The 15,661-nt window shown below is 40.0% G+C and carries 13 protein-coding genes; 2 read left to right on the top strand and 11 right to left on the bottom strand.

Annotated elements, in window-relative coordinates; all coding sequences use genetic code 11:
- Nucleotides 1-125: 125 nt before the first annotated feature.
- Genes K9B36_RS06710 through K9B36_RS06695 form a run of 4 tightly spaced genes read right to left on the bottom strand, consistent with a single transcriptional unit; the run spans nucleotide 126 to nucleotide 3,987 of the window.
- Nucleotides 126-818 (bottom strand): DUF4956 domain-containing protein, encoded by a 693-nt coding sequence (locus K9B36_RS06710; protein WP_223701251.1) that lies wholly within the window; start codon nucleotides 816-818, stop codon nucleotides 126-128.
- Between the two features lie 39 nt (nucleotides 819-857).
- Nucleotides 858-1,457: a leucine-rich repeat domain-containing protein gene (locus K9B36_RS06705; RefSeq protein ID WP_223701250.1), complete on the bottom strand. Its 600-nt coding sequence runs from the start codon at nucleotides 1,455-1,457 to the stop codon at nucleotides 858-860.
- A 17-nt stretch (nucleotides 1,458-1,474) separates the two neighbouring features.
- The gene (locus K9B36_RS06700) at nucleotides 1,475-3,253 is read right to left on the bottom strand and encodes a CotH kinase family protein (RefSeq protein WP_223701249.1); all 1,779 of its coding nucleotides are present in this window, start codon (nucleotides 3,251-3,253) and stop codon (nucleotides 1,475-1,477) included.
- Nucleotides 3,250-3,987 (bottom strand): polyphosphate polymerase domain-containing protein, encoded by a 738-nt coding sequence (locus K9B36_RS06695; protein WP_223701248.1) that lies wholly within the window; start codon nucleotides 3,985-3,987, stop codon nucleotides 3,250-3,252. Before K9B36_RS06695 ends, K9B36_RS06700 begins: the two co-directional genes overlap by 4 nt.
- Nucleotides 3,988-4,234: 247 nt before the next feature.
- On the opposite strand from K9B36_RS06695, the gene K9B36_RS06690 reads away from it, so the two are divergent.
- The gene (locus K9B36_RS06690) at nucleotides 4,235-4,744 is read left to right on the top strand and encodes a hypothetical protein (protein ID WP_223701247.1); all 510 of its coding nucleotides are present in this window, start codon (nucleotides 4,235-4,237) and stop codon (nucleotides 4,742-4,744) included.
- Nucleotides 4,745-4,805: 61 nt separating this feature from the next.
- On the opposite strand, the gene K9B36_RS06685 is transcribed toward K9B36_RS06690, so the two are convergent.
- Nucleotides 4,806-5,876: a bifunctional glycosyltransferase family 2/GtrA family protein gene (locus tag K9B36_RS06685; protein WP_223701246.1), complete on the bottom strand. Its 1,071-nt coding sequence runs from the start codon at nucleotides 5,874-5,876 to the stop codon at nucleotides 4,806-4,808.
- 248 nt (nucleotides 5,877-6,124) lie between these two features.
- Between K9B36_RS06685 and K9B36_RS06680 the strand changes: the two genes are divergently transcribed.
- The gene (locus K9B36_RS06680) at nucleotides 6,125-6,772 is read left to right on the top strand and encodes a general stress protein (protein ID WP_223701245.1); all 648 of its coding nucleotides are present in this window, start codon (nucleotides 6,125-6,127) and stop codon (nucleotides 6,770-6,772) included.
- Nucleotides 6,773-7,487: 715 nt separating this feature from the next.
- Here K9B36_RS06680 and K9B36_RS06675 read toward each other — a convergent pair.
- The 6 genes from K9B36_RS06675 to K9B36_RS06650 all read right to left on the bottom strand — a co-directional run bounded on the left by K9B36_RS06675 (nucleotide 7,488) and on the right by K9B36_RS06650 (nucleotide 15,478).
- A complete protein-coding gene (locus K9B36_RS06675) occupies nucleotides 7,488-8,525 on the bottom strand; it encodes a Gfo/Idh/MocA family protein (RefSeq protein ID WP_223701244.1) in 1,038 nt (345 codons plus the stop codon).
- Nucleotides 8,526-8,572: 47 nt separating this feature from the next.
- On the bottom strand, nucleotides 8,573-9,322 hold the full coding sequence (locus tag K9B36_RS06670) for a response regulator transcription factor (protein WP_223701243.1): 750 nt from the start codon (nucleotides 9,320-9,322) through the stop codon (nucleotides 8,573-8,575).
- Nucleotides 9,303-11,102, bottom strand: coding sequence for a cache domain-containing sensor histidine kinase (locus tag K9B36_RS06665; RefSeq protein ID WP_223701242.1), 1,800 nt, complete (start codon nucleotides 11,100-11,102; stop codon nucleotides 9,303-9,305). Before K9B36_RS06665 ends, K9B36_RS06670 begins: the two co-directional genes overlap by 20 nt.
- A 1,297-nt stretch (nucleotides 11,103-12,399) precedes the next feature.
- Nucleotides 12,400-13,677 carry an ABC transporter substrate-binding protein gene (locus tag K9B36_RS06660; protein ID WP_223701241.1) on the bottom strand — a complete coding sequence of 426 codons (1,278 nt, stop codon included), beginning with the start codon at nucleotides 13,675-13,677 and terminating at the stop codon, nucleotides 12,400-12,402.
- A gap of 74 nt (nucleotides 13,678-13,751) precedes the next feature.
- Entirely contained in the window at nucleotides 13,752-14,579 is an 828-nt protein-coding gene (locus K9B36_RS06655) for a carbohydrate ABC transporter permease (RefSeq protein ID WP_223701240.1), read from the bottom strand.
- Nucleotides 14,579-15,478, bottom strand: a complete 900-nt coding sequence (locus K9B36_RS06650) for a carbohydrate ABC transporter permease (RefSeq protein WP_223701580.1) — start codon at nucleotides 15,476-15,478, stop codon at nucleotides 14,579-14,581. Before K9B36_RS06650 ends, K9B36_RS06655 begins: the two co-directional genes overlap by 1 nt.
- Nucleotides 15,479-15,661: the final 183 nt, after the last annotated feature.

Here is a 15,661-nt window from a genome sequence, read left to right as displayed (position 1 = left end):
TTCTCTCTATCATAACAAGGTTGGTTCCCTAAATCACTATTTCTACCAATTTAGTAAAAAATTAATGCATCCACCACAAAGAAACCCCATCCCACTTTTCTAAGGAGCATGGGATGGGGTCATTCTTATCTTCCATCATAGTTAACGTAATTCATACTTACCTTCAGGTTTGCATTATGCTGCCTGATTTCATCCATGATGATTTTATCGCTTATTCCGTCTTTATTATTTACCAGGTACTCCAGCTGAATCATGGTACCTAAATTGGTCGTTTCCACCCGCTGTAAGGTACAAGTTTCTAAATACTTTTGAAAAATGTGGTCAAACAGATTTTCGTAATGCAGGTTTTCTGGAACGATAATTTTTAATCGCTTAGTCGCCTCTCCTTTTTTGCCATAATCAAAGAGGTATAACACATAAATCAGGATGGAAAGTGAGAGCGTAAAGAGGATAGCTAATAGATAAAAGCCTAGCCCGCATGCAATTCCTGCAGCCATTCCAAAAAAGATAAAGGCGATGTCTTTTGGGTCACTCATCGCACTACGGAAGCGAATAATGGAAAATGCTCCAACCAATCCGAATGCTACTGCTACATTGTTCCCTATCACAATCATAATAACGGATACAACAACACCCATGATAATAATGGTATGCATAAAAGATTGTGAATAATTATTTCCCTTGTATGTATGTTTATATACTTGTGTAATAATCAAGGTTAGGCAAAAGCTGATGAAAATTGCTAAAAATGCTTGGATGATCGTCAATTTTGTTGTTAAATTTGCAAGCTTCGAAAATTCTTCCATAAGTTGGTTCATGCCTTTCACCTTTCCTTTTCCATTCTTATTCAGATTTGCCTAAAAGTCTTTTTCCACAATGGAAGGATAATAGTGGTCGATTGGGCTATAATCATTTATTTTATTACCTTCCAGGAAAAGGCGTTTCGTTAAGTACTCCAGGTCTTGCAGCGGATCTATCGACTCGATCTGGTTATATCGAATGTTTAAATCCTCCAAGTATGAAAGGTTCGCAAGTACGGAAATATCTTCAATCTGATTTTCTCTTACATTTAACGTTCTTATTTGTGTGAGCCGCTTCAAACTTGATAGATCTGAAATACTATTTCCTCTAAGATTCAAGTCTACTAATCCTGTAAGATTCTGTAATGGTGTTAGATCTGAGATATTGTTATCTCTTAGATCCAGACTTTTTAATTCCGTGAGAAAATGCAGTCCCTCGATATTATCTATATCTGCAGCACGAACAGACAAGGTTTCCACTGTTTTCAATTGATCCTGTGTAATTAGTCCGTCTTCTTCAATTACTATCCGCACGGCTTCTTCCAGTCTTTCATCTGCAAAGTATATTCCCTTTGGAGCCACTTGAAAGGTGAACCCCCATAGCAACAATAGTGGGAGAAGTAAGAAGAAAACAGGAATTAATTTGGCTAGCTTCACCATGATTCCTCCTTTCTTTACGGATGGTATAGGATAAACTCTTGTTTACCCTGGAACTCTATTTCCATAATACTTGCTGCTTTATTGGAAAACGGATTGATAACTGTCTGGATAGGAACCGTCTCTCCGTGTTCTTGAAGTTCCCCCAATACTAAATCCCATTGTCCGTCTGTCGGTGTATCTTCGTGATACCAATTTTCTTTTCCAATCCATCCAATATCATTGCGATAATAGATGGTTAACTTTCCTTTCAGAGCCTCTCCCTCTGTTTCAATTGTCCATATCCGGTCAATTGCAGATGAGGCATCCTCCTGTCTAACACTTAAGGTAATCTTATCTGTATTGTAGATGGAGCTTACCTCCAGCTTGCCAATGACCCAGCCTGCACCATCTCTAAAGTAAATTGTATCCTCAGGCTGCGCATCATTCACATCGATGGTCGCCGTATATTTTTCTAGATTAAATCCTTGGAGATACTGCGCAAGGTATTGATATCGAAGTTCGACAAAGTCCAAAATAGTTTCCTGATAATATTCTTCTAAACCGGGCTCACCATGATTGTTTTTTCGGTTCATCTTAAATTGCTCAACATCTATAAGTTTTTCCTCATTGACTTTTATCATGGCAGAGAGATTTTCAATCTTACGTTCAAAGTATTGAAGAGTGAACTTTTCTTTCATTAAGTAAACTAATCGCTCATTCAACTTTTCGCGTAGTTCTGGAGTGTCAAGGAACTTTTGTAAAAGCAGATTATCCTGTATAGATTGCAGGGGAGATTCGTACCCGAAATAGTGATTAGCCGTCCCTGTGGCAGCCCGGTAGTGGGACCCGAAGGATAAGTCCTTGTCCCAAGGCAGCAGGATCCACTTAGCATCGTTGGAATCATGGTCAAGGTACATCCAATAATCATCCGAAAAGGCATCAACATCCGCAATCAAAAAATGAAGGAGAAGCCAATCCATAAAAGAATTAAGCTGAACCTTCTCTGCAAAGCCTTTGGCAAAATCAGGTCCAGCATCTGTCCGGTATACCCACTCAAGTAACCTCCTAAAAGAGTCCCAATCCGGATTATTTCTGTAATTAGTCGTTTCCGATAAAAACACTGCGGGGTCTTCTATTGTACTAATATCAAAACTGAATACAGAACGAGTCTCCACATTCTCAAGGTCCTGGTTTTGGCGGAAAGCATCTCGAACAAGAGTCCCTCTTGGGCTTAACCCTGAATAGGAAAGCAGCCTTTCGTCCACCCGTTCAATTTGAATGAATAGGCCCTCATATACGCCGTTAATATAGAGATTGAAATACTGCGTCCTCGAAGCCGGGAGACCTAGCTCATGAAACATATCGAACGCAATTTTCTCCCGCATCATAGAAGGATCCGTATACATTGAATTTAAATTCAGATGGGTACCACCAAAAATAAAATCCTGTTCAGAATCAAAACGGAGACTTAACGATTTTTTTGGTAACGCTCTAGAGGAGTTCCCTCGTAGCCGAAGTTCCGTAGCGACTTCTTTTGTATGCTCTCCAACTGTTAGCCTGCCGGGAATTCTAGTATCATTTCCTCTATCTCGTGTATATAAATGCTCTAAATCCTCGTCATCCACAGTTAAAAACAAATCGGAGATCTCATTTGTGGGCTGTAATGGTATGTTTGCTTCTTTCTCAATTTCTTCCTGTTCCAATGCAGGGTTTGAAGTCTGCATTGGGGGTGAGAGTGTGAAGGATACCGCAAAAATCGAAAGGAAAAGTACCCCTGTCAGGACTAATACGCTCCATTTTTTTGTTATAGTCATAAAAAAATGCCCCCCTTGCTTTTCTCCTCTGTCATCAAATCAATGCTCGTACAGAATTTGGAGACACTTTTTCTTGGACATTCTAAATCACTGAGTAATCTCGACAACCAAAGCGGCACGCTATGTGTTACCTTCACTTCTAGTATCACCAGTCCAGGTTCAACAAAATGAGTACCGTATGACCCATTTTCAATATGTAAATCCTGTGACCGGCAAGTTAAATTGAAATCAAAGGTGATGCGCAAATCGTCATCATATATTCCCTGAAAAGCTTGCCGGTCATAGCTAACTACAACTTCTGGCTTTAATTTGTAAAGATTTCTAAAGGAGTGCACTTCATTCATTATCTGCGGATTGGAAATGGCTAAATTGGTGGGAAGAGATGAACCCTCTTGGTCTAAATAGCGGTAAGCATCCTGCAACGAAATCTTGGTTCTTCTTTTATTTACTACATTCTTGTATTTTTGTTTTATCTCAAAAAAGGCAGAATCAGTTCTTGTCACCTTATCATAGACTCTTAATCTTAATTTTTGACGAAAGAATAATTTATTCCGAGTTTCATAGTATATGTCGTTGTTAGGCGAATCAAAATACAAGCTTACAATGTTGTATTTTCCTTCTTCTCCAAAACTATCAAACCGGGTATATGGGAGAATTGCTTCTGCCAGCTTTAAGTACACTTCATTAGGTATTAAATATTTCAATTCATATCTAGTGAATATTTCTTTTGCCATCGCAGAATCTTGCCCTCCTCCTTGCTTAAATTCAAACTATGTAAATTTATCGTTACAGTTTAGTTAAGAAAATGTTAACCCTTTAAATACAACTCCAATTATAGATATATAAGAAATATTTTACAACAAAAAGTAATTTTTCTACAAAAAAGGAAGGAAAGTGGATTAAAGGAGGACAAGTGTACAATCAAAGTTTCTAACTTCACATATATTACCCTTAGATTCAATTACAAACGGAGGGTTTTCCATGTCCTTATACTTTGAATGGAGAAAAAGCTGCGGTTGTCGGGTTCCTTGCAATTGCAAAACCTCAACTAAAAGTACGGAAGCAATGTACTATTCTGCGCAAACAAAAGAAGCCAGGGAAATTCCCCCTGAACATCATGAAAAACTATTAACATTAGAGGTAAAAACTAAATTTCCAAAGGAAAGAATCAAACTGGATTCCATACTGTCCATTTTATTGGAGACCGGAACCGTTCAAGAATACAGCTATTATATTGAATTTACTTTATGGCGAAACGATATACTTATAACCACTCAACATTTTGCATCCTTAAGACAGCTTGGACAGATAGATCAAGTTAAAACGATTATAGGTACCATGAATATTTCATGGACAGACTACATCGCTTCCCCTGGAAGCTATATTTACACTGTTAAAGCGAAAAGGTCCGATCTGCTGGAAGAAAACCTGACAAATGTAAAAATAAAGAACGGTACACTTAACGCACTTGTTATGCCATCTCACAATTAATATAAAAATCCCCCCTCTAGCCAGTCAGTATTGGACTAAGTAAGGGGGGAGAAAGGTACCGTCATTCTGTACCAAGTTCGTATCTTTTCTTAAATACCCACTCTCTTTGAATAACATAGCTTAACAAGAATAAAAAGATATCGACAACTATTTTAATACCTACCTCACCGAAACCGATCATCAAAAATACCATGTAAACAAGTAAGGCAGAAGCAAGCATTTGTCCTACAGCTAAGGTGAAATATTTCGCTAAAGCATGTTTAGCTACCGATTTGAATACGATTTTTCGATTGACGGTGAAATTGAATAGAGAAGAAAGGACCCTTGCAAAGATTGTAGCAAAAATAATGTATGTCTCAACCAGAACACCATTTAAAATCGCAACAAACAAGGCAAATAAAAGTACGTCGAGTCCGAATGATAGAACGGAAGAAAATGCAAATTTAAGAAATACCGAATAAATTCTAATGGAATCCTTGATAGGGTTAAAATGAGAAGATTCATTTTCTTCAATATAGATAGTCTGTATTTTCACTTCTTCAATTTCAATATTATTTGATTTACATTCGACAAGCATATTCATTTCAAATTCATATCTTGTACCTTCCACATGAATCAATTTATTTAAAAAAGATGCGGGTATCCCTCTTAACCCAGTCTGTGTATCAGATACTTTCACTCCACTTGCAAATTTGGCGACACTTTTCGTTAGCACATTACCAAACTTACTTCGAAAAGGGATATCCTTTCCAGAAAAGTCCCTCACTCCCAGCACCAAGCTTTTCGGACACTCACACAGTCTTTTCGCCACTTTTTTCATATCTTCCACTGCGTGTTGTCCATCTGCATCAGCAGTTACAAGCCCAGTATCATTGGGAAAATGCTTCAAAAAATAGGAAAATGCTGTTTTTAAGGCTTGTCCCTTCCCTTGGTTAACCTCATGTTCAATAACTGTACATTCCTTGTAATCCTTTAAATTAGTAAAAATAGAATTACATTCAGGATCACTACCATCATTTACAACCACAATTTTCTGAAATCCTTCTTTTATAATATCTCTTACTAATTCTGTCAACTTATAGTCAGGATTATAGGCCGGAATCAGAATGGTGACGTTATTCGTGCTTTTCAAAAGAAACTCCCCCAGTGTATCTCAAAATAAACAACATATTGATAACGGAAAGCAACTAGCTTTCCTAATCTATGTATTAATTTTCAAAGTTTTTTCCTTGCTTATATACTCAATACCCCGTATTGTGTGTAAAACAAACACGCTTATTTTTTCAAACAAATAGTAGAATAAAAGTTCAGGTTAAACTTCCCACCACACGGGGTATATATGTATTATCAAATCGATTATACTTTTAGGAGGAAGGCAGTATGGGAGCACATCTAAAGGAAATTGTCGGGTCCTATCTTACAGAACAGGAAGCGATGGATAAGATTAATTGGCTGAAAGATGAAGGTTTCCGTTCGGAGGAGATATTTCTTATCAGAAGTACCAGCGGGGAGCTAGAGCCATTGAATGAAGAATCCTCCCCAGCCGAGGCGGATGAAGAATTAATGAACACTCCCAGCCCCAATATCGACCCATTGAAAAATCCCGGCTCCATGGACAATTCTTTCGGAGTATCCGGTATAGATGGAGTTGCCGCCACCTTAATTAATATGGGGTTTTTGAAAGAAGAAGCATACCGCTATGAATATGATGTTAAAGTGGGGAAGGTCCTTATTTTAACTGATATTATTAGTGCTGAACCTGCCTTGGAATCAGAACATATGGAAACCTTCCGCAGTCAGGAAGACCTCTCCTTAACACTTGAAGATGATCCTGCAGATATCGCACCTACATCCAACAGTTCCAGACCGTTTACGGATGCTAACATTGACAGTAATAAACCGCTGGATGAGTGGATCGAGGAGGATAGTCTCAACATCCAAGAGGAAGCAGCGTTGAATTTCGTGGAAGAGGATGATCTCACACCAGAAGACGCTAAGCCCTTTTTAGTGCCAAAAGGACATAAGTGATTTCATTGTATTGAGAAAAAGAGCGCTGCCTATATAAAGAGAGCACAGACTGTAGACAACCTCGAGGTATTTCGAAGTTGTCTACATTTTTTGCGTATCTGGGTAAGTAAACCCGTTGATTTCCGTTTCAGCACTTCGCTTTCCGCGGGCGGTCCGGGAGCCTCCCGCAGGAGTCTACGTGCCTTCCCCTCCAATCAACTCAATTTTCTAAACTTTTTGTGGAACGATAATCACGTGTATTTTAAAATTAATATAAATAACACTTTAGGTAATTATGATTTTTGAAAGCAAGGTTCATTACAAGGTGGTATCCTTCCACATTTGGCAAGCACTTGTGGAAGAAGTGGTACACCGGAGGCATTAAACAAGGGGAAAGGAGATTTATTTCTAGGCGAATTAAAACCATCGAGTGTGTTTTCGCCAAGCATGGTATGCGTTGGACAACACACAAGGGGCCTTAAAAAATTGTCGATGCTTACACTTGCTGGATTAAATCTATAGAAAATGGCCAACTGGATTTGAGGAGGTCCAGCGATAGCCTAAGTATAGTATTTAAGAGTTACCTATCCACCTAAAAAAATTACTAAATCTTAAAAAGGGTTCGGAATGTGACGATTCCGAACCCCTTCTTGGCTACAAACTGAGCTGCCTTTATAATGGCAGCTATCTTTTGATTTATATACATTCACTATTAAATTCATAATCATTAGCCACTCTATAACCGGATGCTTGCTCCCGTTTCACTACTGCGATAAATAGCATCAATTATCTGGGATACTTGCATTGCCTGCTCCGGCTTCACTACTAGTTCTTCGAGTCCTAAGCAGCTGTTGATAAAGTTCAAGGCTTGAGGCATACTCGGGTCATCTTCTCCTGGTACCCAATCCGCTTCTGTATTCATCAGCATACCATGCTTCATTTGATTCATATGAAAAGGAAAAAGATCGATTCCACCATCTATTCCAGAAATACTGACACTTTCTTCGTCTCCTTTTACGTTGGCAGACCAGGATGTTTCGAACAGCATGGATGCACCACCCTCAAACTTTATGTAGGCTGTTACATGGTCATCTACCTCAAAGGTTTCGTGATCAAAGCTGCCCCACTGATTAACTTGACCTGGGATTTTACTCAGTTCATTATAGGAGGTTCCCATAACTTCTACGGGCTTCGGGTTTCCAAGCAACCATAATGATAAATCCAGCAGATGGCACCCATAATCGATCAGGCTTCCCCCACCTTGAAGCTCTTTATTTGTAAAAACACCCCAACCTGGAACCTTGCGTCGTCTCATCCCTTTTGCACGAGCGACAATTGGCTTGCCGATCTCATTTTCCATTACGAGATGCTTCGCTGCAGCCGATTCCTTCATAAAGCGGTAATGGTAGGCAATGGCAAGTTGTTTTCCTGAAGTAATGGAAGCAGAAATCATTCGTTCACACTCATCAGGTGTCATCGCCATCGGTTTTTCACAAAAAACATGAATACCCGCTTCAAGGGCTGCAATCGTAATTTCTGCGTGAAATTTATTAGGTGTGCAAATGGTTACTGCATCAATCTCTTCAAACATTTCCGCATAATGTGAATAGACCTTTTTAATACCAAATTTCTCCGCTACCATCTTTGCCGTTTCCTCATTTACATCACTGATAGCTTCTATGACGACTTTATCTGCTAAATTCATAAAGGTTGGAATATGGCGACCCTGTGCGATTCCGCCAACTCCGATTATACCCATTCTTAATTTTTCCATTCTTACACCCCATCTGTAAATTCTCTTGTCGTTAAAAAATATTGTTGCTATTTCAAGACAGTACTCCGGTATTCATTGGGCGTCATGCCCGTAAATTTCTTAAACACCTTACTAAAATATTTCTCATTTTGGTAGCCAATATGGTAGGCAACTTCATATATTTTCATTATAGGCTTACCCAACAGTTCTTTTGCTTTTTCCATACGAATTCGAGTGACATAATCTGTAATGGTTTCGTGATATTCCTGCTTAAATTTTCGCGAAATATGCTCTCTGCTTAAATAAAAGCGATCGGCAATTTCTTGCAAGGTGATGTCCTGCTGATAATTTTGGCGTAAATATTCTTCAATGTCCTTCATACTCTTCTCTTCTTTTGAAACAGCAGGCTGCTCTGGCTCTTCAGCTGACCTTCTCGCAAGTGCCTGCTCCTTCCACTTACTAACGGCCCGCTCGAGCGTCTCATTTAATATCTCTGGATCAATCGGTTTCAAAATATAATCAAAGCTCTTATAATAAATCGCATTTCGCATAAAGGTGAAGTCATCGTAACCACTTACCACGATGGTAATACTGTTCATTTCGGTGGAGGCAAGCCATTTCAAAAGACTTATTCCATCCTTTTTGGGCATGCGCATATCGGTAAAGATAATTTCCGGCCGGTGGGCAGTTATAAGTTCCATCGCCTGCTCTCCATCCTCCGCTTCCAGTATAGTATGGATCCCGTTTTGTTTCCAGTTTGCTAAGAGGAGCAGACCTTCCCGAACATGCTTCTCATCATCAATGATGATCGCTTTCATCCCTAACCCCTCCCATTATTATTGGAATTTGCAGTCTGACAATCAGTCCTCCTTCTCTATGATTCGATAAGTGTAAGGAGGCCTTTCCATCATAGTATAGCTCTAACCTTGCATAAACATTTTTTAATCCGATATTGGTTTTTTCTTCATTGTCATCTATCCGCCCAGCAAGAAAATGTTGATAGATTTCTGCTAGCCTCTCCTCGGTTACTCCTACTCCATTATCACGGATTGAAAGGGTTAAAAAAGATTCATCGAGTTTGCCTTCCACCGTTAGTTTCCCTACCCCTTCTCGGATATCAAAACCATGCTTAAAATAATTTTCGATAATGGGCTGGAGAATCATTTTTGGGATAGGAACATTCATCGCCTCTTCTTGTACGTTCAGCTCATATTCCAAATGATCGCCAAATCGTTCCTGCTGCAAAAGAAGGAAGGCCTTTATATAATTTACTTCTTTTTTAAGTGGTACCATGTCCTCATCCATGTTCATCCCATAGCGCATAATTTTCGAAAGATGATTCACAAGCGTATAAATTTGAGGCACGTTATTCTTCAAGGCCACCGTCCCGATTGACTGTAGGGCGTTATAGAGAAAATGTGGATTTAACTGCGATTGCAGCACCTTTAACTGATTGGTTTTATTCTCCAGTTCAAGTTTGTACTCTCGATTTATCAACTGGTTTATTTTTTCCATCATTTGTTTAAAGCGAAATCCTAAAATGCCAATTTCATCCGAACCAAGAGACTCAAATTGAACGTTCATGTTTCCTTCTTTCACCTGCTGGATATTCTTTAAAAGAACGCGAATGGGAGAGGTTATTTTGAAAGAAACGAAAAGAGTGGCAAGAATGACAAGTGACAAGCCCAAGAGCCCGAAAAGAATATTGATTTTCGTAACAACAAAAGCATTCTCATATAAGGTAGTATACGGAACGCGCTTTACAAGCACCCAACCCCCTACAGCTGCAGGTGTTTGGTCATACATGATAACACCGTGAAAGTCATCGTTTCTCCATTCCATTGTCGCCTGATCGACGTTAGAATCCATCACAGTGCTAATCCATTCTTGTTCCTCCTGCTTGGCAAAAACTTCCGCATTTGAGCTATAAATAAGTGCGCCTGTAGAAGACAAAATATAAAATTCTTCTGTCTCCTGATTGTATAAGTTCTCACTTAATTCAAGAATTCGATCCGTTGAAATCTCTATTGTGATGTAAGCAAGTATCTGATCGGATGGTACATTTGTTAACGCCCGGTGCAGAAAGATACTGTTTTTCCCCTGCTGTGCCTGTGTGGTATCAATATACATGTTAAATGGGCTAAGCTGTGCCTGCCGATAAGACCGTTCAAATACAGTACTTGAATCCGCTCCGCTCGAAAATACAACGGTGGATCGCTTGGAGGCAGTAATGACCCGCTCCTCTTCTGCAAAAGAAAGCTGCACCCGCCTTATATTATCCTCTGCGTAAAGAATTGTTTGCAGGACGTTTTTTACGAGTCCGATAGTTAAATAGTTGTCTTCTTTATCAGGAGCTCTCATGTAATTAATAAAATCAGGGTTATTATATAAAGAAAGCGTTAGGGCATTCAGTTCTTTTAGATAGGTTTCCAAATTTATTTTCCCCTGATAAAGGAGATTACTATTTTCCTGAACCACGAGGTCCTTGAAGGCTTCTTTAGTTTGGTAGTAGGTAATGATGATTGATGTGCCAAATGGCAATATAGTTATGAGAAGTAAAAGGACGATTAGCTTATTGCGAATGCTTTTCTTAAACATAGTGTACCTCCAAAGCATGCTTTCAAATGTTCCTTTTATTATAAGGCTCTTTTCGTAATAATAGGATATTATTTGATTATATTACGAAATCTTTAGATACTACTTGATAATAGATAAGTTACTTCTGCAACTCCCTGTTCCTTTCCGTTTCAGGTGCTCGCTTTCCGCGGGGCGGTGCGGGAGCCTCCTCGGCTGCGCCTGCGGGGTCTCCCGTCTACCGCTATCTCCTGCTGGAGTCGAGCACCTGCCACTCCAATACACAGGGGTAAGCGCTTTTTAGCTGTGGGACTTCATTCTCAATTTTTATGGAAGTTTTCACTTATAAATCTTACCTGACAATATGCTGGGTTCTGTTAGTACTCCCTGTTCCTTTCCGTTCCAGGTGCTCGCTTTCCGCGGGGCGGTGCGGGAGCCTCCTCGGCTGCGCCTGTGGGGTCTCCCGTCTACCGCTATCTCCCGCTGGAGTCGAGCACCCGCCACTCCAATACACAGGGTGGTGCACTATATATTTATGGTGTCGTTATCTACATTCCTAATGGTGGGAAGTCTTTACACTAAGCGCTGCACTAATAAAAGAGTACCATATGATTCTTGGTACTCCCCGCTGTTGATCGGGGTTAGACCCCGCAGGCGTTAGCCGAGGAGGCTTCCCAAGCACTCCGCGGGCGCGTAGCCTTTCGTGGAGAGGAACAGCGGTATTTAGCACAACACTTCATCCACTAGGTAAAGCATCTTCACTTAAAAATATAGACGTTCTAACAATCAAGAACCTTAATAGAGCATCACTTAATCCTCGGTGTACCCAGCTGTGGATCGGAACGAAAGGCGAAGACTCCAGCGGGAGATAGTGCTTAGGGAAGACCCCACAGGCGATAGCCGAGGAGGCTTCCCAAGCACCCCGCGGACGCGTAGTCTTTCGTGGAGAGGAACAGCAGTCTATTGCACCACCCTTTATCCACTAGGTAAAGCATCTTCTCTTAAAAATATAGACGTTCTAACAATCAAGACCATTAATAGTGCATCACTTAATCATCGGTGTACCCAGCTGTGGATCGGAACGAAAGGCGGAGACTCCAGCGGGAGATAGTGCTTAGGGAAGACCCCACAGGCGATAGCCAAGGAGGCTTCCCAAGCACCCCGCGGACGCGTAGCCTTTCGTGGAGAGGAATAGCGGTCTTTAGCACAACCCTTCATCCACTAGATAGAGCATTTTCACTTAAAAGTATAGACGTTCCTAACTTTCAAGAATCTAAAAAGAGCACCCAAAAACCTGGTGCTCCTAGCTGTTCAACAATACTTACTTCAAATTATCCCAAGTAGTTTGGAATTTTTCTAATAAAGAATCGTAGTCGATCTTCCCTGCTGCATACTCTTGAATAGATGCTGCAAACTCTTTGTTCGCTCCATCCGGCCACATGAACCATGTCCAAGGAATCGTTTGCTCTTCTTTAGAATAATCAAGAATCGATAGTCCAAGATCTCCTAAACCAGCTGGCTCAATGTTATCGAATGCTGGAATAAATGCAAATTCTTCTGTGATGTAGCGTTTACCTGTTTCAGAAGAAACCATCCAATTTAAGAATGTTTTCGCTTCTTCTAAATGCTCGGAATTTTTATTTAGTACCCAGTTATTCGGAACCCCTACTGGCAGACGATTTGCTTCTGCACCATCACTGTTCGGAATTGGCAAGAATGCCATGTTCATCTCAGGGTTGATTTCATAAATCATGTTTTCAGTCCAGTTACCTTGTTGAAGCATTGCAGTCTGACCTGCCGCAAATTGTGTTACTTGTGTATTGTAGTCAGTTGTTAAAGGATTGCTGTTCCCAAATTTAAGCTCTGTATCGAGTACTTCTTTGAAATTCTTGAACGCTTCATTGCCAACGATGCTTTCTGTTCCATCATAAAGTCCCGCAATGAATGCTTCTGGATCTTCTTGTTGTGCAAAAGGAATGTTCAGTAAATGTTGTCCAATAACCCACCACTCGCCATATCCTGCTGAGAATGCTGTGATTCCTGCGTCCTCAAGCTTTTTAGCAGCGTCTTTTAGTTCAGTAATAGTTGCAGGTGGCTCTGTAATACCAGCTTGTTCGAATAAGTCTTTATTGTAAATGAAACCATATCCTTCAAGGTTAACCGGCATTCCATAAAGCTTGCCATCTTCAACATCTGTCATTGGTACTTTTCCGATTGGAAGTACATTTGCAGCCCATGGCTCTTCAGAAAGGTCAGCTAGATGCTCTTTCCAAAGCTCTAACTCTTTGAAACCACCATTATTGAAAATATCTGGTTGCTCTCCTGAAGCAAATTTCGCTTTAAGTGCTGCACCGTAATCCGCTCCGCCACCAACTGTTTCTAACTTAATTTTGATGTTTGGATGTTCTGCTTCAAACTCTTTAATCATTTCGGCTAATTGATCCGCGATTTCCACTTTAAATTGGAAGAAGTTTAATGTAACCTCATCCCCATCTGATTTTTCCTGGTCATTATTGCTTGATGAATTATTGCTTGAACACCCTGCGAAAATACCAGCTACAAGTGTTAACGATAATAATAGAAGTATAAAACGTTTCATTGTAATGCCCCCTTTTAAGTTTGTGATGCAATTTTTATATAAACTTTTAATACTGTCTATCAAGTACCAAAAGTCTATTTAACAGATCCAGCGGCAATCCCTTTGATGATATGCCTTTGTAGAAACAGGAAGAAGATAATGACTGGCGTGATCCCAAGGACAAGTGCTGCAAGTCCCATATCCCACTGTTTTGTATACTGTGCAAAGAATGCGCTAGTAGCAAGTGGTATTGTCCGTAATTCTGCGCTTTGTAAAACCAGTAAAGGCAGCAGGTAATCATTCCAGATCCATAATGTATTTAATATAATAACCGTAACCGTAATCGGCTTAAGCAGTGGAAAGACGATTCTCCAAAACACTCCAAATTGACTGCACCCATCAATTCTTGCTGCTTCCTCAATTTCCACTGGGACGGTTTTCACGAACCCATGATAGAGAAATAAGGAAAGCGGGACACCAAACCCAAAGTACATCATGATAATACCTGGAATACTATTGATCATTCCTAGCGTGCCGCCAAGCTTCATTAAAGGTATCATAACCGTTTGGAATGGAATAACCATCGCAGATACGATTAAGATAAACAATATTTTACTAAGCTTCCCTGGTGTTCGGACCATTTTCCAAGCCGCCATCGAGCTAAGTAAAACAATTCCGATATTACTGAACACCGTGATGATTAGGGAGTTCCAGAAAGCTCGTGGAAATTGGATAATCTCCCACACCTTTACGTAGTTGGAAAATAGGATCTCCTGAGGTAAAGCTGCCGCATCAATCAATATCTCACTAAAGCTTTTAACCGAGTTAATCAAGACAAAGTAAAAAGGAATGAGGAAGATAAGCCCTAATATAATTCCGATAATTTCTAGCGTAAAGGTTTTCTTGGTATATTTCTCGCCCACTATGCCTCAACCTCCCTTTTCTTCGTCGACCATACTTGAATTGTTGTGAATATCGCAACAACTACGAAGAATATGATGGATTTTGCTGTACCTAACCCATATCGGTTATTATTAAAAGCTTCCTGATAAATATTAATTGCGACCGATTGTGTTGAATTGAATGGTCCGCCTCCTGTTAAAGAGAGGTTCAAGTCGAATATTTTAAATGCCATCGAAATTGTTAAGAAGAAACAAATCGTAAATGCCGGTAATATTAATGGAATAATAATTTTTGTCACGAGCGTCAGGTTGGAAGCGCCATCAATTCTTGCGGCTTCAAGTAAGGAGTTATCTACCCCCTGTAACGCTGCTACGTAAATGACCATCATGTATCCACTGATCTGCCAGGCAAACACAATAACAATTCCCCAAAAAGCAGTTGTTTCGTCCCCTAGCCATGGAAGTTTAAAGAAAGATAAATTAGTCATTTCACCAACAGATGCAAACCCTTTTACAAAAATGAACTGCCAGATAAATCCTAATAGTAATCCCCCGATAACGTTCGGAAGAAAGAATACCGTTCTTAATATATTACGAGTCTTGAGCGCAGCATTTAATAGAAGCGCAAACCCAAATCCTATAAGATTACTAATAATAACAGCTGTAAACATAAATTTCGTTGTGAATATGAATGAGTTGTAGAAAGTCTCATCATTTGTAAAAATCCTCTTGTAGTTCTCAAACCCAACCCACTCTGCTGCAGCACTGACTCCATTCCATGAAGTAAAAGAGTAGTACACCCCCATCAAGAAAGGAATAACTTGTATGACGAGGAAAAAAAGCAACGCCGGCCCAACAAAAGCCGTATACGTTAAGATACTCTTCCACTTCCACTTTCTTTTCGGCTTAGCTTCGACCACGTGTGCATTTGTCTCCACCTTGCTAGTGCCTGTTCTCGGCTCAATCTTTGTCTCCAACCTACTCACCCGCCTTTTGTAACCGCTTTCTTTTATTATATACGGGCACCTTTTCAAACAAGGGTCACTATATTGACAGCTTAGGTGCACAATATTGACTGAAAGTTTTGTCGAAAAAGAGAGACC

The sequence above is a fragment of the Sutcliffiella deserti genome (genome assembly GCF_020037475.1).
GTDB lineage: Bacteria > Bacillota > Bacilli > Bacillales > Bacillaceae_I > Sutcliffiella_A > Sutcliffiella_A deserti.
Note: the sequence above shows the minus strand (reverse complement) of the source record. Positions and strands in the feature narration are given on the sequence as shown.

Bases quoted from the DNA above. Each gene is read 5' to 3' on its own strand.
- K9B36_RS06665 (WP_223701242.1), bottom strand. From the start codon at position 11,102: ATGTTTAAGAAAAGCATTCGCAATAAGCTAATCGTCCTTTTACTTCTC.
- K9B36_RS06675 (WP_223701244.1), bottom strand. From the start codon at position 8,525: ATGGAAAAATTAAGAATGGGTATAATCGGAGTTGGCGGAATCGCACAG.
- K9B36_RS06700 (WP_223701249.1), bottom strand. From the start codon at position 3,253: ATGACTATAACAAAAAAATGGAGCGTATTAGTCCTGACAGGGGTACTT.
- K9B36_RS06710 (WP_223701251.1), bottom strand. From the start codon at position 818: ATGAACCAACTTATGGAAGAATTTTCGAAGCTTGCAAATTTAACAACA.
- K9B36_RS06680 (WP_223701245.1), top strand. From the start codon at position 6,125: ATGGGAGCACATCTAAAGGAAATTGTCGGGTCCTATCTTACAGAACAG.
- K9B36_RS06660 (WP_223701241.1), bottom strand. From the start codon at position 13,677: ATGAAACGTTTTATACTTCTATTATTATCGTTAACACTTGTAGCTGGT.
- K9B36_RS06670 (WP_223701243.1), bottom strand. From the start codon at position 9,322: ATGAAAGCGATCATCATTGATGATGAGAAGCATGTTCGGGAAGGTCTG.
- K9B36_RS06695 (WP_223701248.1), bottom strand. From the start codon at position 3,987: ATGGCAAAAGAAATATTCACTAGATATGAATTGAAATATTTAATACCT.
- K9B36_RS06690 (WP_223701247.1), top strand. From the start codon at position 4,235: ATGTCCTTATACTTTGAATGGAGAAAAAGCTGCGGTTGTCGGGTTCCT.